19 protein-coding genes are annotated in these 19,442 nt (G+C 43.1%); 11 read left to right on the plus strand and 8 right to left on the minus strand.

The features are described 5' to 3' along the window. Position 1: 1 nt before the first annotated feature. Together EC846_RS01015 and cysM are read right to left on the minus strand one after the other, a co-directional pair. Positions 2-823: a 3'-5' exonuclease gene (locus tag EC846_RS01015; RefSeq protein ID WP_123773814.1), complete on the minus strand. Its 822-nt coding sequence runs from the start codon at positions 821-823 to the stop codon at positions 2-4. A gap of 78 nt (positions 824-901) precedes the next feature. Next, the gene (cysM, locus tag EC846_RS01020; protein WP_004774672.1) at positions 902-1,831 is read right to left on the minus strand and encodes a cysteine synthase CysM; all 930 of its coding nucleotides are present in this window, start codon (positions 1,829-1,831) and stop codon (positions 902-904) included. Positions 1,832-1,980: 149 nt separating this feature from the next. Here cysM and EC846_RS01025 point away from each other — a divergent pair, with 149 nt between their 5' ends. The 7 genes from EC846_RS01025 (at position 1,981) to EC846_RS01055 (ending at position 9,653) form a co-directional block, all read left to right on the plus strand. Continuing rightward, positions 1,981-4,791: an ATP-binding protein gene (locus EC846_RS01025; RefSeq protein WP_123773815.1), complete on the plus strand. Its 2,811-nt coding sequence runs from the start codon at positions 1,981-1,983 to the stop codon at positions 4,789-4,791. Positions 4,792-4,866: 75 nt separating this feature from the next. Beyond that, positions 4,867-5,655, plus strand: a complete 789-nt coding sequence (locus EC846_RS01030) for a crotonase/enoyl-CoA hydratase family protein (RefSeq protein WP_123773816.1) — start codon at positions 4,867-4,869, stop codon at positions 5,653-5,655. 21 nt (positions 5,656-5,676) lie between these two features. Continuing rightward, positions 5,677-6,543, plus strand: a complete 867-nt coding sequence (locus EC846_RS01035; RefSeq protein WP_123773817.1) for an NAD(P)-dependent oxidoreductase — start codon at positions 5,677-5,679, stop codon at positions 6,541-6,543. A 30-nt stretch (positions 6,544-6,573) separates the two neighbouring features. Continuing rightward, positions 6,574-7,368 carry a hydroxypyruvate isomerase family protein gene (locus EC846_RS01040; RefSeq protein ID WP_062847004.1) on the plus strand — a complete coding sequence of 265 codons (795 nt, stop codon included), beginning with the start codon at positions 6,574-6,576 and terminating at the stop codon, positions 7,366-7,368. Positions 7,369-7,449: 81 nt separating this feature from the next. Next, the gene (rsfS, locus tag EC846_RS01045; protein WP_004774663.1) at positions 7,450-7,848 is read left to right on the plus strand and encodes a ribosome silencing factor; all 399 of its coding nucleotides are present in this window, start codon (positions 7,450-7,452) and stop codon (positions 7,846-7,848) included. A 179-nt stretch (positions 7,849-8,027) separates the two neighbouring features. After that, a complete protein-coding gene (locus EC846_RS01050; RefSeq protein WP_123773818.1) occupies positions 8,028-8,648 on the plus strand; it encodes an NUDIX hydrolase in 621 nt (206 codons plus the stop codon). A gap of 183 nt (positions 8,649-8,831) precedes the next feature. Then, positions 8,832-9,653, plus strand: coding sequence for an SDR family NAD(P)-dependent oxidoreductase (locus EC846_RS01055; protein WP_123773819.1), 822 nt, complete (start codon positions 8,832-8,834; stop codon positions 9,651-9,653). A 65-nt stretch (positions 9,654-9,718) separates the two neighbouring features. On the opposite strand, the gene EC846_RS01060 is transcribed toward EC846_RS01055, so the two are convergent. The 4 genes from EC846_RS01060 to soxR all read right to left on the minus strand — a co-directional run bounded on the left by EC846_RS01060 (position 9,719) and on the right by soxR (position 13,832). Then, complete coding sequence (locus EC846_RS01060; protein ID WP_009509823.1) at positions 9,719-11,173, minus strand: NAD(P)(+) transhydrogenase (Re/Si-specific) subunit beta; 1,455 nt, start codon at positions 11,171-11,173, stop codon at positions 9,719-9,721. 3 nt (positions 11,174-11,176) lie between these two features. After that, the gene (locus EC846_RS01065) at positions 11,177-11,500 is read right to left on the minus strand and encodes a proton-translocating transhydrogenase family protein (RefSeq protein WP_004774657.1); all 324 of its coding nucleotides are present in this window, start codon (positions 11,498-11,500) and stop codon (positions 11,177-11,179) included. Positions 11,501-11,511: 11 nt separating this feature from the next. Next, complete coding sequence (locus EC846_RS01070) at positions 11,512-12,639, minus strand: Re/Si-specific NAD(P)(+) transhydrogenase subunit alpha (protein WP_004774655.1); 1,128 nt, start codon at positions 12,637-12,639, stop codon at positions 11,512-11,514. A gap of 698 nt (positions 12,640-13,337) precedes the next feature. Next, positions 13,338-13,832: a redox-sensitive transcriptional activator SoxR gene (gene soxR / locus EC846_RS01075; RefSeq protein WP_123773820.1), complete on the minus strand. Its 495-nt coding sequence runs from the start codon at positions 13,830-13,832 to the stop codon at positions 13,338-13,340. Positions 13,833-13,900: 68 nt separating this feature from the next. Here soxR and EC846_RS01080 point away from each other — a divergent pair, with 68 nt between their 5' ends. The 4 genes from EC846_RS01080 to EC846_RS01095 all read left to right on the plus strand — a co-directional run bounded on the left by EC846_RS01080 (position 13,901) and on the right by EC846_RS01095 (position 17,395). Continuing rightward, on the plus strand, positions 13,901-14,320 hold the full coding sequence (locus EC846_RS01080) for a RidA family protein (RefSeq protein ID WP_123773821.1): 420 nt from the start codon (positions 13,901-13,903) through the stop codon (positions 14,318-14,320). A gap of 18 nt (positions 14,321-14,338) precedes the next feature. After that, a complete protein-coding gene (locus tag EC846_RS01085) occupies positions 14,339-15,535 on the plus strand; it encodes an MFS transporter (RefSeq protein ID WP_123773822.1) in 1,197 nt (398 codons plus the stop codon). Between the two features lie 113 nt (positions 15,536-15,648). Then, positions 15,649-16,653: a tRNA dihydrouridine(20/20a) synthase DusA gene (gene dusA, locus EC846_RS01090; RefSeq protein WP_123773823.1), complete on the plus strand. Its 1,005-nt coding sequence runs from the start codon at positions 15,649-15,651 to the stop codon at positions 16,651-16,653. 262 nt (positions 16,654-16,915) lie between these two features. Continuing rightward, complete coding sequence (locus tag EC846_RS01095) at positions 16,916-17,395, plus strand: CHAP domain-containing protein (protein WP_004774602.1); 480 nt, start codon at positions 16,916-16,918, stop codon at positions 17,393-17,395. 13 nt (positions 17,396-17,408) lie between these two features. Here EC846_RS01095 and EC846_RS01100 read toward each other — a convergent pair whose 3' ends face one another. Further along, positions 17,409-18,173, minus strand: a complete 765-nt coding sequence (locus EC846_RS01100) for a ThiF family adenylyltransferase (RefSeq protein ID WP_004774601.1) — start codon at positions 18,171-18,173, stop codon at positions 17,409-17,411. Positions 18,174-18,234: 61 nt separating this feature from the next. Further along, complete coding sequence (locus EC846_RS01105; RefSeq protein ID WP_123773858.1) at positions 18,235-19,428, minus strand: MFS transporter; 1,194 nt, start codon at positions 19,426-19,428, stop codon at positions 18,235-18,237. Between the last annotated feature and the right edge of the window lie 14 nt (positions 19,429-19,442).

Raw genomic sequence — 19,442 nt, forward strand, 5'->3', positions numbered from 1 at the left:
CCTAATTTTTTGGCGCAAAAGTGGGTGCGGTAAATACAGTATATTGCGATGTTTGTTGCCATACCTGTAAAAATTCTGTTTGTTGCGTTTGAGTTTGTAAATAATCAATCGTCGCTTGAATCAACTGTTGATGATCTTTTTGATTCAACTGACCTTTTAGCAGCAACCAACGGATATAGACCAGCCATGTATTCAGCACATCGCCTTCACAATAACTGGTCAATTTTAACCATTGGTCAGTGCGTACATAGTCTGGCACATGATAGCCCGTCTCACCACGTTTACCTGGAAAACCCAGCAAACAGGCAATATCATCGAGCTTCTGGAAATTACGACCATTAAACATGGCCATCACATCCATCAGGTCAACATGACGATGGTGATAACGGTTCTGATAATTGTTGTAACGCTTCTGCTGATCAATTTCACCCTGATCAAATAAGCTTGGTGCAGAAAGCCCATGATACATGGCGCGGAACAAAATCACTGGCAAGTCAAATTGCGAACCATTCCAGCTCACCAGTGTCGGCTGTTTCTTATCAAAAATAGACAAGAACTTAGCCAGCATTTCTGCTTCGCTATTCTGTTCCTGACTGAATGAAAACAGGCGGAAACCTTTTTCATCAATCCATAAACCAGAAATACAGACAATCTCATGCAACGGTAAACGCTGAAAATCGACACCCGATTCTTGACGGCGAATCTTGGTCAGTGCCTGTTCCACATCCGCTTCTGGCAAGTCCAGATCATAAAGATGAGCCCCTGCCTTTATATCGGTCAGGGTTTCAATATCAAAAACTAAAATCGGAAAGCGTAAATTCATTTCAGAATTCCCTTACGGAGCGAAACAGCTCCCTTGAACCAAGGGTGAGCTGTCATTATAACAGCGCCCGACGGGAGATTAGTCTTCATCTTGAACTGAAAATAAACCTGTTGATAAATAACGGTCACCGCGGTCACAGATAATGCAGACGATCACGGCGTCAGGTGTTTCTTCGGCAATTTTAATAGATGCCCAAACTGCACCACCTGACGATGTACCAGCACTGATACCTTCGGTACGTGCCAGCTTACGCATGGTTTTTTCAGCTTCAATCTGGGGAATATCAATAATACGGTCAACACGACGACGGTCAAAAATAGTTGGCAGATATTCTTCAGGCCAGCGGCGAATCCCCGCGATGCTTGAACCATCTGAAGGTTGTAAACCAACAATTTGAATATCAGGGTTTTGTTCTTTCAAATATTTAGAAACACCCATGATGGTGCCTGTAGTGCCCATCGAGCTGACAAAATGGGTAATTTTGCCACCTGTTTGCTTCCAGATTTCAGGCCCTGTAGTCAGGTAATGCGCTTCAACATTATCAGGGTTACCAAACTGGTTCAGAACAAAGCCCTTACCTTCTGCCTGCATTTGCATAGCGAGGTCACGTGCGCCTTCCATCCCTTGCTGCTGAGTCACTTCAATCAACTCTGCACCATAGGCCAGCATGGCATCTTTACGTTCCTGACTCATGTTGTTTGGCATGATCAGCTTCATTTTATAACCGCGCATTGCTGCAACCATTGCCAAAGCAATACCTGTATTGCCACTGGTGGCTTCAATCAAGGTATCGCCTGGCTGAATCTGCCCGCGTTTTTCTGCCTGTACAATCATGTTATAAGCAGGACGATCCTTGACTGAACCTGCTGGATTGTTACCTTCTAATTTGGCTAATACCGTGGCCTGGGTATGACACGCTAAACGCTGCAAACGTACTAAAGGGGTTTTACCGACATAATAATCAAGTAAAAATTCATCTGCTAAAAAATCAGTTTGCGTATTCGTCATGATCGACACCGATATTAAGGTGGCGACTATTGTATGAAAAAAACAGAAATACTGCACCATTTCACTCTGCTTTTTATTGGCAAGCAGATGTCTGCGCTTATCAGAAAGCATGCTAAGATATTGCGCAGAATGATAAATCTGACCGAACTATGTCAAATTTCAATAAGACCATATCGAAACGTTTACGCCTCAATCATGCTTATGGGCAGTTGATTGCACTTATTCTTGTGCCAATTGCGATTTTGACAAGTGTAGGAATTCTTTGGGTTTTAGCCGAAACGACCAACTCAGCCAAGCAACAACAGCGCTCAGATGCCTCTGCCATTCTGGCACGCTATCATCAAACGGCGAATGATTTATTAAAGCTGGTTCAAGAGCAACCCGATCAATATGATCGCGCGCAAAATATCATGCAAAAAATGTTTGATGAAAAGAATTTACAACGTGCGGTGCTGATTGATAACAAAGGACAGACCTATTTAAGTGTCGGTTATCAAAACAACCGCTTCTGGCCTAACTTCCCCAATAACAGTAATTTTTTTGGCCCCATTTCGCATAATCACAACAATATTTATGGTGCAAAACTCGACAGCGGTAATCCTGACTCTGTCTGGCTGATGATTGAGCTGGATAATCAACCACTGGAACTGGCTCGCTATAAAGTTTTACTTTCATTGGTGGTCACAGGCTTATTGACCATTCTGATTTTACTGTTCTGCCTGAATGTATTCTCCCGCCGCTGGCTCGCACCGATCTATGAGATTCGTATGCAGATGCAACGTCTCAACGCGGATACACTCGATCAGCACATTGTCGTAAACAGTACTGGTGAACTGCGTTTACTCCAGCGCGACATTGCCAACGTGGTGAAACGTCTACACTTTAGCTTTCTCGAATTAAAAGAACATACCGAACAAACCGAAGAAGATTTACGCAGAACCTTAGATACCTTAGAAGTTCAGAACATTACCTATCGTCAGGCGCGAGACCAAGCGATTTCATCAAATCAGTCCAAGTCTGTTTTCTTGGCCAATATCAGTCATGAGCTCAGAACGCCACTGAACAGTATTGATGGCTTTATTCATTTGTTACTGCGTCAGCAAAACCTGAGCAATGAACAAAATCTCTATCTGCAAACGATTCGAAAATCCTCTGCCCACCTATTGGCACTGATTAATGATGTACTGGACTTTTCTAAAATTGATGCGGGCAAATTAGAACTCGAAACCGCCCCGTTTGACCTTGAAGAAGCCATCTTCGATGTGATGGATATGCTCTCGCCACTGGCGGCACAAAAGCATATCAATATGGCCTTCTATTATGCTGAAAACATTCCTCAGCATGTGGTCGGTGATGCGCTACGCTTTAAACAGATTCTGACCAACCTGATTTCCAATGCGATCAAATTTACCCCTGACGGCGAGATTATCGTGCGGGTGCGTATGGAAGATGATGAGATTGGACAATGTCTATTACATTTCAGCGTACAGGACAGCGGTATTGGCTTAAGCGGTACTGACCGTAAAAAACTATTTGAATCCTTTTCTCAAGGGGATGCCTCGGTTACCCGTCAATTTGGTGGTACTGGACTTGGTCTGGCAATCTCCAAGCAGCTCGTACATTTGATGCATGGTCAGATTGGCTTTGAGGATAATCAGGAACGCGCGCCAACAGAAAAAGGCTCGACCTTCTGGTTTACCGCCTCCTTTAAAGTGGAAGAACAAGATGAGTTTGTGGAACATCCTCATTTTGACCATTTACAAGTAGTGTCTTATCTGGCTCATCCTGCAACAGCCAGCGTCCTGCGTTCATATCTAGAAAATTATCGTGTTTCACATATTGAAACCCAATCTATTCTGGACTTGTTCAGTCGTTTAAATCATCTCAACCAGCAAGAAAGCACTTGGCTGATTGTGGATCACAGCGGCGATACCGAAGCATTACTAAAAGAAATTCGTCAGCGTTATCATGGCAATCTTGCGGTTTATGGCTACCAGATGAGCCTTGATCCGAATATGCTTAATGAATATCGCGCACGTCCGCTCTATCAACCGCTCAGTCGTCGCGAATTGGTTCAGTTGCTCGGCAACCAGCCTATTTTTGAACAGGAACCTGAAGACTTTAATGGTCAAGGTCTACACGTACTAGCGGTTGATGATCATCTACCCAACCTGATTGTGCTTGAAGCTTTACTGGGTGAACTCAATGTCACCACCACCAAGGCTTTAAGCGGACAGAAAGCCATCGACATTATTCAGGAACGTATTGAACAAAAATCACCACCATTCGATCTGGTGTTTATGGATATTCAAATGCCTGTGATGTCAGGTATTGATACGACCCGTGCGATTCGCTCTTTAGAATCAACACTGGATAATGGCATGCAACTGCCAATCATTGCCCTCACCGCACATGCACTGGCAGATGAGAAGCAGAAGTTACTCAAAGTCGGTATGAACGATTACGTAACCAAACCGATTCAGATGGAGCAGATCATTCAAATCCTGACACATTGGACCAAAAATAACTTTAGTGTCCAACCAGTCAATATTGAACAAAAACGCCCAATCGAATCGATTGATCCAAACATCCTCAACTGGCAACAAAGTATTCAGCTGGCTGCCAATAAAGAAGATCTGGCGCAAGACCTGTTAGGCATGCTGGTCGATAGTTTTGATACTGAACTTGCTGAAATGCAGCAGTTGATTGAAATGGAAGACTTTCCACAACTCGAGCATGTGCTGCACCGTCTATATGGCGCAACACGTTATGTCGGCACGCCAAACCTGCAACAGGTTTCAGGTGAATTTGAACAGTTTGTCTCAACCTTACGTAAAGAGCGTCGTAAAGCAGATGATCAATTTATCCGTGAAACCAATCATCGTTTCAGTGAGCTAAATACTGCAATTGAACAAGTCAGACAGGCAGCAAATTTAATCTTGCATGCGCACGACAGTTAACGTGACTGGGGTGTCATGTTTCAACTCTGACACTCATGCTATGCTGCCTCATCGAACACAATAAGAGTAAGACAGATGGCACTTTTACGCGTTGAAAAGAACAATGGAATTGCAACCGTTTCTTTAAACCGACCAGACAAACGCAATGCAATGAGCTTTGCTTTGCTAAAAGAACTGGTTGCAACCGCAAAAAAAATTGAAAAAGACCGTTCAATCCGTTGTGTCATCTTAACGGGTGAAGCCAATGTATTTAGTGCTGGCATCGACCTATCTGATCTAAATAATCCGAAGAATACGGCATTTGCAGCATGGGAATTGATCAAGCCAGGACAAAGCCTGTTTCAAAAAGCATTTTTGATCTGGCAGAACCTGCCGATCCCTGTAATTGCAGCCATTGAAGGCTATTGCTTTGGCGCAGGCATGCAACTGGCACTTGCAGCGGACATTCGCATTGCAACACCAACTACTAAAATGTCAATTATGGAAAGTCGTTGGGGTCTCGTCCCAGATATGGGACTGACCCGTTCGCTCAAAGGTCTGATTGGCGTTGATCTTGCCAAAGAACTTACCTTGACTGCCCGCATCTTTGATGCTGAATACGCCAAGGAAATTGGTCTAGTAACGCATTTAGACAGTGATCCATTGGCAAAGGCAAATCTCATTGCTGAAGAGATTTTACAGCGTTCACCAGATGCGATTATGGCAGCAAAACGCGTTCTGGATGCAATGGAACACCAACCTGAAAAAGCATTACGCCTAGAAAAGCTTTGGCAACTTAAACTACTATTAGGTAAAAATAGCAGTCTTGCGCGTAAGAAAGACAAAAATCCAGAGGTTGAATTCCTGCCTCGTCAATATAAATAAGCACAACCAGAGTACATTCACATGCATGTTAATCAACAAACACCAATCGCATTTCTAGGTATGGGTTTAATGGGGACACGTATGGCGAGCAGGCTACTGCAATCGGGTTATCGCGTGGCAGTCTGGAACCGTAGCCCACATGCATGTGAAGCACTGATCCAACAAGGTGCTCAAAGTCTAGAATTGAAAGAAATTGGAAATTATCCCGTCATTCTGACTTGTCTGGCAGATGATCAGGCAGTTCAAAGTGTCTTTTCCCAGATTCAACCCGAGCTAAAAGCGCAGCAAATCATTATTGATTTTTCCAGCTTGTCCGTTGCCGCTACGCTAAACCTCGCACAAGCAGCACAGCAACAGGGTGTGACATGGATTGACTCTCCTGTATCAGGCGGAACCATGGGTGCTGAACAAGGAAGCTTAGTCATTTTTGCGGGTGGAGATGCAGCAACCATCCAGCAACTTGGTCCAATTTATCAAGTTCTTTCTCAGCGGGTGACCCGTATGGGTGAATCTGGCACAGGTCAGGCCACCAAGATTTGTAATCAACTGATTGTAGCTGCCAACAGCACTTTAATTGCTGAAGCGGTGGCACTGGCAGATCAGGCTGGCGTGGACACCACACTACTGGCACCCGCCCTTGCAGGCGGCTTTGCCGACTCAAAACCGTTCCAGATTCTTGCTCCTCGTATGGCGACTGATACCTTTGAACCTGTGCAATGGAAAGTGCAAACTTTGTCAAAAGACCTCAACAATGCACTACAACTCGCACAAAGTTTTAACTTAAAGATACCTGTGGCACAAAAAGCTCTACTACAGTTACAAGCCCACCAAGAAAATGGCTTTGCCGAGAAGGATTTAGCTACTATTATCAAAGTTATAGAACAATAAACAGGGTCTATTGATTCAGGGAGTCAGAATATGAGCCATCTCGCAGTCAATTTATCAATGATTTTTACGGAAGTCCCTTTAATTGAGCGTTTTGCTTTAGCCCATGCACACGGATTTCAACAGGTTGAAATTCAATTTCCTTATGAATTAGACATTATTGATATCCGCACCCAACTCGAACAATATAATCTTTCTTTATGCCTGATCAATGTTCCTGCTGGCGACCTAATGCAAGGCGGTAATGGCCTAGCAGGGATTCCCGGCCGCGAAATTGAATTCCATCAAGCACTTGAACTGGCGATTCGTTACGCCAATGCACTCAATGTCCCGCGGGTCAATATTCTGGCAGGCAAACAACCGCTGGATGCAGATCTGCTGCCTTGCCTCAATACACTGGCCAGCAACTTGAAGCTTGCTTGCCACATGTTCACCGAGCAAGGAATTGAGCCTGTTTTTGAAATGATTAATGGTACGGATATGCCACGCTTTCTGATCCAGAACATTGCACAAGGTCAGGAAATGCTGGAGGCCGTCCACCACCCTGCCTTAAAAATGCAATATGACTGCTACCATATGGCGATGATGGGTGAAGATGTTTTAGCTGGGCTACAAGAAAATCTACACCAGATTGGACATATCCAATTTGCCGACTGTCCCGGTCGCCACGAGCCAGATACAGGAAATATCCCGTATAAACAGATCTTTGACTGGTTGCTACAAAGTGACTATCGAGGTCTTATTGCGGCGGAATATCGACCAAAAACCCAGTCAGATCAATCTTTTGCATGGAAAAAGAAGTACTTTTCCAATGATGTGAATACATAAACTGTTACTGCTAAAATTTGAACTTTTTAGAGAAAAACGGTATATTTGACAATGAGCAATTGTCAGGAAAATATACCCTCTATGAATTTAGAACCATCGCCCAGCGCTTCTAATTCTCACGACCTAAAAATCAAAACAGCGAACAAAGATGTACAAGCTTGCCTTAAAGTTGTACATGAAGCTCTCACTGATGTAAAAGCCAAAGATATTCTTGAACTTGACGTAAGTACGATCAGCAATGTTGCCGATGCAATTGTAATTGCAAGCGGTACGTCGACTCGTCATGTTAAAGCCCTTGCAGATAATGTTGCTGATGAAGCACGTAAAGCAGGTTTCCGCCCAATCGGTGTCGAAGGTGAACGCGATGCCGAATGGATCTTAATCGATCTCGGTTTCGTTGTGGTACATGTAATGTTACCAACCGCGCGTAAGTTCTATGATCTAGAAAGCTTATGGCGTGCACCCGAATCTGTAGCGTAAAGCTCTCCAAAAAAGCGACCGAATCGGTCGCTTTTTTTATATTTAGATTCCCCACGAGAATCTCTTTCACACAGTTTTTATTATTCCTTTCTCCAGCTTCACAACTCTTTCTTCTGATTGCCAATCAACACAACAATGCTAGTATAAATACACCCATCACCCATTAAATCTAAAACAATATGAAAGATTCAACAGAATGGATTGAAACACTCAACAAAATTACTGGACTCGCGCAAACAGGTTTGTACTACTCAAAAGATGTCTATGACAAAGAACGTTACGACCAAATTATCAATTATGTCCGCACGTTAATTGATTTAAAAGAAATTGACACTCAAGACTTTATTGAAGATGTGCTTCAAGATGTCGGATATGCAACACCTAAAATAGATGTACGTGCAGTTGTATTTAAAGACAATAAACTCTTATTAGCCAAAGAAACACAAGATGGCTTATGGTCTATTCCGGGCGGCTGGGCTGATATTGGCTATTCAGCAGCCGAGAATGCTGAAAAAGAAGTGTTAGAGGAAACAGGATTAGAAGTTAAAGCAACTAGATTACTGGCACTCACAGATCGAAGAAAACATCCTCATCCAGCCATGTTTTTACATGTGTATAAGGCTTTCTTTTGGTGTGAACTCATTGGAGGTGAGTTAAAACCAAGTATTGAAACGTCTGAAGTTGGATTCTTTGGTAGAAATGAATTACCTCCTATTTCGACAGCTCGTGTTACAGAAACACAAATCCACCAATTTTTTGAGTTACGACAAGAACTACCTGAGAGTACTTATTTCGACTAACTCCCCCTTCAAAAAATTATCAGAAAAACATAATCCCCAAAAAAAAACATCTTTACCATCTTAAGGGCCAGCAAATACCAGTTATCACCCGCCCTTAATTTTGACATGACAAATTGTCAAAATTCCAGCACTATACAGATAATTGAAATCTCACCAATAAATAGCATAACTGGAGTACAGGAAGTGAAAATACTGATTACAGGTGCCAATACTGGCATTGGTTTTGCCACAGCAGAACAGTTGGTTAAACAAGGGCAACACGTAATTCTCGCATGCAGAAACCCACAAAAGGCGCAAGAAGCACAAAGCAAGTTACGTGCACTCGACCAAGGACAAGTCGATCTTATCTCCCTCGACCTCAACAGCCTTGAACTTACCCGAAAAGCAGCCGATGAAATCGCAGATCGTTACGGCAAGCTGGATGTGTTGATCAATAATGCAGGCTTATTTGCCAAGACTAAACAGCTAACAGCCGATGGCTTCGAGCAACAATTTGGTGTCAATTATCTGGGTCATTTTTTATTGACGCAAAAACTGCTTCCTGTTTTAAAACAATCTCCTCAAGCACGGATTGTCCATTTAGCCTCGATTGCACACTGGGTAGGTTCAATCAAACCCAATAAATTCCGTGCAGAAGGTTTTTATAATCCCCTGTTTTATTATGGGCAATCCAAGCTTGCCAATTTATTGCTGAGTAATGCCCTAGCAGAACAACTGGCAGATAGCTCAATCACCAATAATGCCTTACACCCTGGTGGGGTTGCCTCTGATATTTATCGCGACCTACCTAAACCTATTTATGCAGCAATGAAACTCGGCTTAGTTCCAACTTCTGTTCCTGCAAGGCTGATTACCCAAATGGCGATTGGAAATGAATGGGCAAAGCGTAATGGGGAATATGTGAGCGCACATATGCCTGACTGGAAATCTTCACATGCCAAAAATCAGCAGCTGGCACGTGACCTCTATCAACAGTCCATGAATCTTGTTGAAAAGTTTATTTAAACCCAAATAACTTTAAATAAAAAAAGCCACCCGAAGGTGGCTTTTACAATCTTGAGTGAAGCGGATTAGTGCCCGCCACCATTGATTGCTTTCGTCATATCTTCCACAACTTTCTTGGCATCACCAAAGATCATCATGGTTTTTTCATTGTAGAACAAGTCATTGTCTAGGCCAGCATAACCTGTCGCCATAGAGCGTTTGATCACCATGATCGTACGTGCTTTATGCGCTTCAAGGATCGGCATACCATAAATTGGTGAACTTGGATCATCTTTCGCAGCCGGGTTAACAACGTCGTTCGCACCAATCACAAGTACCACGTCTGTTGCAGGGAAGTCCGAGTTGATCTCATCCATTTCCAAGATGTCTTCATACGCAACATCTGCTTCTGCCAACAATACGTTCATGTGACCAGGCATACGGCCCGCAACTGGGTGAATCGCAAAACGAACTTTTACACCCTGCTCTTTCAAGATTTCACATAACTCTTTAACAGCATTCTGTGCACGACCTTGTGCCATACCGTAACCCGGTACAATCACAACGCTGTCTGCATTTGACATCAGGAAGCCTGCATCATCTGCTGAACCAGAACGGTGGTTACGTTGAACTTGCTCACCTTTGTCTGCTGACGCAACTGCTGCACCACCCATTGCACCACCAAACAATACGTTGATGATTGAACGGTTCATCGCCTTACACATGATGTAAGAAAGAATCGCACCAGAAGAACCAACCAATGAACCCGCAACGATCAACATATTGTTTTCAAGTGTGAAACCAATACCTGCCGCTGCCCAACCAGAGAATGAGTTCAACAGTGAAACCACGACTGGCATATCACCACCACCCACTGGCGCAATCCATACCCAACCAAATGCAAGTGCAAGTGCTGTCATTGCCCAGAATGCAGTCATGTTGCCTGTGGTAAAGAAGTAGAAACCACACGCCAGCATTGCAATAAAGATGATGGCCTGAACAGGTTTAACCCATGCACCAGAGATTGTTTTTGCCCATTTCTTTGCAGCCAATTTACCATAAGCAAATACAGATGCAGTGAATGTAATCGCACCAACGAAGCAACCTACGAACAATTCAAATAAATGAACTGAACTCATATGTGCATGTTGAACACCCGCAGCCGTTAAAGCAGCTTCATTTTGCGCAAACAATGCAGTGAGCTGGTTGTTATGCAAGATCGCAGCAATCGCAATCAATACCGCAGCCAAACCGACCAAAGAGTGCATCAATGCTACAGTTTCAGGCATTTGTGTCATTGGAACAGTTTTCGCACGTGCGATACCAACAACAGCACCTAACACCATTGCACCACCAATCATCCAAACCACTGGATGTTCAGCGACAAAGAAAGTCGTCACAACAGCAATCGCCATTGCGATCATACCGTAACGGTTACCTGCAATTGCAGTCTTAGGGCCAGACAAACCACGTAAGGTTAAGATAAAGAGGACAGCACCAATCAGGTAGAACCAATCCGCATAGTCTCGAATGAATTCCATCGCTTAGCCCTCTTTTTTCTTTTGCTTCGGCTTGAACATTTCAAGCATACGAGCAGTTACAGCAAAGCCACCGAAGATGTTAATGCTCGCCAAGAACACAGCAATCGCACCAAGCACACTCACCACATTGACACTTTGGAATGCAACATTTGCATCAACACCAATCGCAGGCATACCCACGGTCTGGATCATCGCACCAACCACAATAATTGAAGACAACGCGTTGGTTACCGCCATTAAAGGTGTATGCAATGCAGGTGTTACGCCCCACACCACGTAATAACCTACGAAGATGGCAAGGACGAAAATTGTAATCGTTTCAACCATGAGAACTCTCCTTAACCGCGCTTGAGCAGTACTTGACCGCCATGTGCCACAAGTAACGCTTTCTGGATTTCATCTTCCTGATTAATCGCAAAGCCTTTCTCTTTGTCGAATAATGTCTCAAGGAAGTTAAAAACGTTACGCGCATACAATGCCGATGCTTCTGTTGCAACCGTGCCAGGAATGTTTGGGATACCCAAAATTTTCACACCATTTTCAGTTGTTACAGTTTCGCCTTCTTTAGAACCTTCAACGTTACCACCCGTCTCAACTGCCATATCTAAAATGACAGAACCCGGTTTCATTTTGGCAACGGTTTCAGCTTTAATTAAACGCGGAGCATTACGACCTGGAATCAATGCAGTAGTGATTACGATGTCAGCATTTGATACCGCTTTATCTACAATCGCAGCTTGATCTTTGATGTATTGCTCACCCGGCTGCCAACCATAACCGCTTTTCGCAGCTTCAGCAGCCCGTTGTTTTTCTTCATCGGACATTGGCACGTCTAGCCATTTGCCGCCTAAAGATTCAACTTGCTCTTTTGCGGTCGGACGTAAGTCTGTTGCTTCTACAACAGCACCCAAACGTTTCGCAGTTGCAATCGCCTGAAGACCAGCAACACCAACACCCATAATCACAACACGTGCAGGTTTTACTGTACCTGCTGCCGTCATTAACATTGGGAACATACGTTGATATTCAGCCGCTGCTAACAATACAGACTTATAGCCTGCCAAGTTTGCCTGAGAAGAAAGTACATCCATGTTTTGTGCGCGTGACAGCGTACGTGGAAGCAGTTCTAAAGCAAAAGCAGACACTTGCTGAGTAGCAAACTGGTCTAATTCTGGATTGCGATAAGGGTCAAACATTGCAACCACAGTCGTATTCGCCGCAAGTTTTTGAATTTCATCGCCTTTAGGGGCACGTACCTTCAAAATAATTTGGCTGCCTGTATATGCATCGTCCGTAATGGTTGCGCCAACTTGTTCATAAGCACTGTCAATATACGCAGCTTTAACACCAGCACCACGTTCAATGACAACGCTATGACCTGCGTTAATCAACTTCTTTACTGTTTCCGGTGTAGCCGCTACACGACTTTCACCAGCGACAGTTTCGGTTGGGATTCCGATCTGCATGAGCGTCCCTCAAGCTAGTTTTTCTTAAGTAAACATCGCAAATAGCAATGTTTCCCCCAGGAGTATTCTTTGTAGAAATTTGGATTCTAATGGAAGTTTTTTAAATTTCCACCCAATATTTATTTAATAAATACCCATATTTTGAACTGATGATTCACATTTATATTGAAAACTTGTATGCTCAGCATGTTTGACTTTTTGTAAAGCAAACCTCTCCACTCATATATTCTCAATATGAAATTTTGATCAGTATTAATCATCATCTGTTCAGTTTTAAACGCAGTATTCCCTATTAAAAGGCATGTCTACGCCGTATTTATTCAACAAATCCACACATCATCCTTATCTTGAACAGCCTTGAACCAAGTTCCATTTATAGCACTTTGCTCTTTATTCTGGTTGTTCAAAAATAATGGGTTGAATCAGCATCATAGACATGCCGGTAGAGAGTGGGATTGGCTTATCTCCGTTTTCTCTTGGTCGTTTCGGCGACTTCTTTATGAATGTGTCAGCAATACTTGCTGGATCACTTGTGATGAAATGACAAATTCCCTTATCAATAAATTTGAATTGAATTGATATGAACCCTAAGAAAAACCAAAAAGAAATGTAAAAACTTGAGTAGGCATTTTTTCAAGTGATATTTGTATCGTTTTGTCTAGCAAAAGCCGTATTTTTGCACAGTATTGGTGCAAAAATTAAACAGTTAAATGATCTGCTTCATCATTCTGGTTTAGCAACAGTAAAATTTCCTGAAAATGTGCCCCCATCGCCTCTTCTGCAAGACAATCTTCTGGGTTTCGTAACGGACATTGCTCCAATGACAGGCAGCCACAGCCAATACATTGATCCAGTTGTTGACGTAACTGTAGCAACATCATAATTTGATGATCAAGCTGTCCCTGCCATTGTTGTGACATGATTTGCCAATCTTTTTTTGTGGCAACTTGCTGCTTAGGTAGGGTCGCAAAGGTCTCTTTAATCTGTTGCAAGCTAATCCCGACTTGCTGGGCTGCTTTAATAATTGCAATCCTTCTCAACATGGCCCGTTGATAACGACGTTGATTGCCTGCTGTTCGCGTACCCCAGATCAATTCTTTTTCTTCATAGAAACGAATGGTTGGCACTGAAACACCACTTCTTTTCGCCAGTTCGCCAATACTCAGCCAAGTCTGTAATTGTTCTTTCAAAATCTGCTTGACCTCTAGTTAACTTGAGCTTTGATACTAACATACCACAGCAACCAGAATGAGTTTTAGCCATGAATCAGCCCCATACAGATGCATTTCAACTGATCAATCCCGATGCGCTCTATGACCCGCGTAGCAATGGCTATAGTCATGTCGCAATTATAAAACCCAATATGCGTATTATTCATATTGCAGGTCAGGGTGGAGAAAATAAAAATGGCGAGCTTTCTGAATATTTTGACCAACAGGTACAACAAGTCTTCTATAATATTCAGCAGGCATTAGCTTCAGCCCAAGCGCAACTGTCAGATATTGCCGTGCTACGTATTCTGGTCGTCGATCATGATTCTGATAAGCTTCAGGCGCTGGTAGCTATCATGCAAAGCTTATGGAAAGATCAAGCATTTCCTGTCTGCACCCTGATTCCTGTACCTGCGCTAGCCCTAGAAAACATGCAAGTCGAAATCGAAGCCACCGCTTATACCGCATAAATCAGAATAGAGAATCCTATGTCTATCCCCCAAGAAGATATCAGTCAAAATAAAACTTTACTTTGGTTTATGGCAGCAGCGTGCGGTTTATGTGCGGGTGCCAACTATTATAGTCAGCCATTGATTCATTCGATTCAACAATACTTTTCTGTTACCGAAGGTCAAGCTGCCCTGACCGTAACCTTTGCTCAAGTGTCCTATGCACTCGGTCTTTTGTTCATTGTTCCAATGGGCGATGTGGTCAATAAAACCCGATTTATTCCTTTACTCATGGGGTTATGTGCTGTTGGCTTATTCATCAGTGCATTTTCAGTAAATTTACCAATGTTATGGCTTGGCACCGTGATGGCTGGGCTATTTTCAGTGGCAGCTCAAGTGCTGATTCCACTTGCGACCATGACGGTAAAACCTGAAAAAACAGGAGAAGTGATTGGCTTTTTAATGAGTGGTTTACTGGTCGGCATCTTGCTTTCAACCAGTCTCGCAGGCTTGTTTTCCAACCTGTTTCACTGGAAAGTCATCTATGTGGTGAGTGGCATTTTAATGCTGATTCTGGCCTATGCCTTAAAAAGCCGTCTGCCGTATGTCATGCGTATGAAGCTGAATTATGGTCAGGTTTTTGTCTCCATGGCACAACTGCTTAAAAAGGAAAAGCGCTTGGTGTTACGCGCACTTGCGGGTGGTTTTGCCTTTGCAGCAGTCAGTATTTTATATTCAACCATCGCCCTATTATTGACTTCAGCCCATCATCTACAAGACCTGCTGATTGGTATGGTGCCGCTGGTCGGTATTTTTGGGGCGCTTTCTACCCAATATATTGGTAAATATGCAGATCAGGGCTATACCAGCCGACTGACCTGGATCGGTTGTGCCTTATTCATTCTCAGCTGGATATTTTTCTATTTCGGTCAAACGGCTTTAGTGAGCTATATTCTTGGTTTTGCATTGATCCAGTTGGCTTTAGCATTAGTCCATACCAGTAACCAGAGTATTATTTTCCGTTTACGACCCGATGCCAAATCACGGATTAATGCCATTTATATGACAGCCTACTTCACTGGCGGCGCTGGCGGTTCAGCGTTAGGGATTTTTGCATGGAATCATGGCGGCTGGAGTGCAACCTGTCTGGCAGGCTTCAGTCTGGTCTTTGCCTGCATGCTATTTAGTTTTATAGATTATCTTACGATCAAGCAAAACAAGATTATAGCGTCTTGAATCTTCCTATTGATGCTTAAAAATTGAAGTGATCGGGATGAGCATTGGTGAAATTTTCTTAAAACTCGTATAATGCTGCCCTTTCTTTTCTTGTCCACATCCGAGAGCCCTTTATGCAATCACTAGAATCATTAAAGCCACGTATTTCCGTTGCGCCAATGATGGATTGGACAACTAAAGATTATCGTTTCTTTGCACGCCTGTTTAATCCAAATGTGGTGCTCTATACCGAAATGGTGACAACGGGTGCGATTATTTACGGTGGTGCCAATCGTCATCTTGACTTCAACAAAGAAGAACACCCGATCGTGTTACAACTGGGTGGCTCGAATCCACAAGAACTCGCAACCTGTACCAAAATGGCAGAGGACTGGGGTTATGATGAAGTCAATTTAAATGTCGGCTGTCCAAGTGATCGCGTTCAGAATAATAAAATTGGTGCATGCTTAATGGCGGAACCTAATCTGGTCGCCGAATGTATTCATAGCATGCAAAAAGCCGTATCAATTCCTGTGACGATAAAACACCGTATCGGAATTGATGATATGCAGTCTTATGAAGAAATGCTGCATTTTGTCGATACTGTAGCGGCAACGGGTTGTACCCATTTTATCGTGCATGCGCGTATTGCGATCTTGCAGGGCCTCTCACCGAAAGAAAACCGTGATGTGCCACCTCTACGTTATGAAGATGTATATCGTCTGAAACTGGAACGTCCTCACCTGACCATTGAAATCAATGGTGGCATTAAAACCTTTGAAGAAACTCAGCAACATTTACAGCATGTTGATGGGGTGATGATTGGGCGTGAAGCCTATCACAACCCTTACCTGCTTGCAGAAATGGGACAACTCTGGAATCTAGAGGCGCCTGATCGTTTCGAAATCATGCAACAGATGATGCCGTATATTCATCAACGTGTTGCAGAGGGTGCACCATTATCCATTATCACACGCCATATTTTAGGTCTATTCCAGAACTTGCCAGGTGCAAGAAAATGGCGTCAGGCGCTCAGTGGTGGCAATGCAAAAACGATTAGTGATATTGAAAATGCCATTCAAAATATTCAGGCCGCCATGCAACGTACCGAAGACTACCTAAAAGAGCATCAACCCTGATTGATGCTTCAAAAAAACGCCAACTTAATCACACTGTGAAATATGATTTTACAAATCTGAAATTTTTTCTGGGGTCGAACTTAACTTCTTTATAATTAAGGTAATCTTCAAAAAATCTTCATTAAGATTTCATTATAAATCGCAAAAATTGTTATATTATTACATTACATTTTGGTTTTTTTGAATTTTATCGCTTACTATGTGCCGCGTAATAGATTCTGGCACACGTTCAGTTGTTTTGAAAATGCGGTAGAGATTCACAATGATTTATGATGTACCTTCAGTTGATCACAGTATGATTCACCCACCCTCGCAACAGGTGGTTATTCCTTATCGAGAAATGCCGAAGCCTCCATCAGTAGCAGGGATTGATGTAGATAAATTCTCTCAAAAGCTCGCTAAAAGAGCATCGTATCGCAGCTCATCTCAATGTGCCAAATTCGTCAGAATCGCTTTACAATCTGCAGGGGCTAAAATCGTACAACACCCTGTCGCAGCTTCAGACTGGGGTGGCACCTTAAAACAAATCGGCTATCAACAAATTACGCCTGATTTTAATAACCCTCAGCCAGGTGATATTTATATTATTCACCGCACCAAAAAACATCGTTACGGCCATATTGCAGGCTTCACAGGTTCACAATGGGTGTCTGACTATAAGCAACGCAGCTATGACGTTTATAAAGATCCAAATGTTACTTACAGCTATTACCGCTTAGCACCGCAATATCCACAAGCTTAATCGTTCAGAAGATTTAAGTCCTGAGCTTATCCAGTTTTTTCAGGACTTCCGCAACGGCAACCATCGCAAAGCTTGACGTCACCACCACTGCAGAACCATAGCCACCACAACGTAGACCAGCACTTGGACACACCTCTGCGCTCGAAAATGGATTATCGATCGAATAAACGCAAGTGATACCAAACTTCTCTTTTGGCTTTTTGCAAATCCCCATTGAACGAAGTTGAGTACGCAACTTTGCCAACATCGGATCTTGCTCGGTCTTCGACAAATCTGCGACACGAATTTTCAGTGGGTCCAGCTTACCGCCTGCACCGCCCGAAACAATCAAGGGAATCTTGTTAAAGCGACAATGCAACATCAAGGCAAGCTTGGCTTTGACGTCATCAATACAATCTAAAATGATCGTCGGAACTGGATCTAATATTTCTTTGACATTTTCTGGTGTGAGATAGTCATCAATCACATTCACTTTCATGCGTGGATTAATTTGACGGCAACGTTCAGCCATCACTTCAATTTTCTCTTGTCCCAGTGTTGAACTCATTGCAGGCAATTGACGGTTAATATTCGATGCCGCAACGACATCCATATCCACCAACGTGAGCTCACCAATTCCCGTACGTGCCAGTGCTTCGACGGCCCAACTTCCTACACCACCAATCCCGATGACCATGACATGGCTTTGCTCATAATGGGCAAATGCACTTTCTCCATAAATTTTGGCAACACCAGCAAAACGGCGGTCATATTCATCATTTACAGGTACATCGGTCATAACAGTGGTGATCTATACATTTCAGCAAAGCACTATTTTAACGTGTTTCACGCGGTTTGGGTTAGGAAGATGAGACTTTGCCCGCGAATTGGTGGCGTCGGCTTAACATCAGCAAGACCACAAAAATAGCAGCACTCAACAATAGCGCCAGCAGATTGGCATTCACCCAGCCCAACTGAGTCAAAATCGGTGCTGGCAGGAAAGCACCTAAAGTTGCGCATAAGGCAATGATTGTTTCATTCATACCTTGTACACGATGCTTTTGCTGATCATTTAATCCAGCCAGTAAGGTAGAGGCACCAGAATATGCAAAGTTCCAGCCCACACCCAATACAATCAGGGCCGCATTAATATAAAGCCCCTCTTGTCCAAGCATTGGAATCAAAGAGGATAGCATCAGTAAAATAAAACCCGCATAGATCGTACGATGCGTTCCCCAACGTTGAATCAGCTTAGACACAAAGAAAGAAGGAATAAACATGGCCAAGACATGGAGCTGGATAGAGATCGAAGCGTAATGAAATGAATGATGCTCCTTTAAATGCAAGGAGGACATAATCATCATGACATTCATCACATAATAGGCAAATGCCCCACTGATCACAGCCGCAACAATCAGATTAATCGGTAATTTAGCGCGCTGTATGTTATCAGTCACAACGTGCTGCGCCTGCTGTAATTTAAATTTCTGATTCCATAAATACAAAATTGGCGATAACAGCACAGCCAATACACTAAAAATTAAATAGATCGCAGTAAAATCAGGTAAGCCTTGTACCTGTTGAAACTGAATCGCTAACATCGGTGCAATCACAGCGGCAACTACACCACCAGAAATGACCATCGCCGTCGCTTTCGGGATTAAATCCGATGCCAGACGGTCCGAGGCAGCAAAGCGGTAAAAGTTAGCCGTAGAAATGAATAAACCGAGTGAAAAGTGACTGAGACACAATAAATAAAACTGCTCAGTCTGTAAGGCAAGATAACCAAACACACCTGCCAGAAACAGACAAATGCATCCCAACTGGAACACCAGATGTCGCCCTAGCTTTTTCATTAAAAATGAAAAGATAAAGGTAGTCATTAATATCGCTAAAAACTGCAAACCATAGGGCACTGTCGCTAAGACCTGCGTGGGTGCAAGTTTTAACCCTACAATTGCTGAAACCGTTACAGATAATACTGCTGCAATTAAATTAAATGCTTGTGCAACCAATAAATAATAAACATATCGTGGCAGCTGATTCAAAGCCATCATCCTTAATGATT

Source organism: Acinetobacter sp. BIGb0102, from assembly GCF_003815055.1.
Lineage (GTDB): Bacteria > Pseudomonadota > Gammaproteobacteria > Pseudomonadales > Moraxellaceae > Acinetobacter > Acinetobacter vivianii.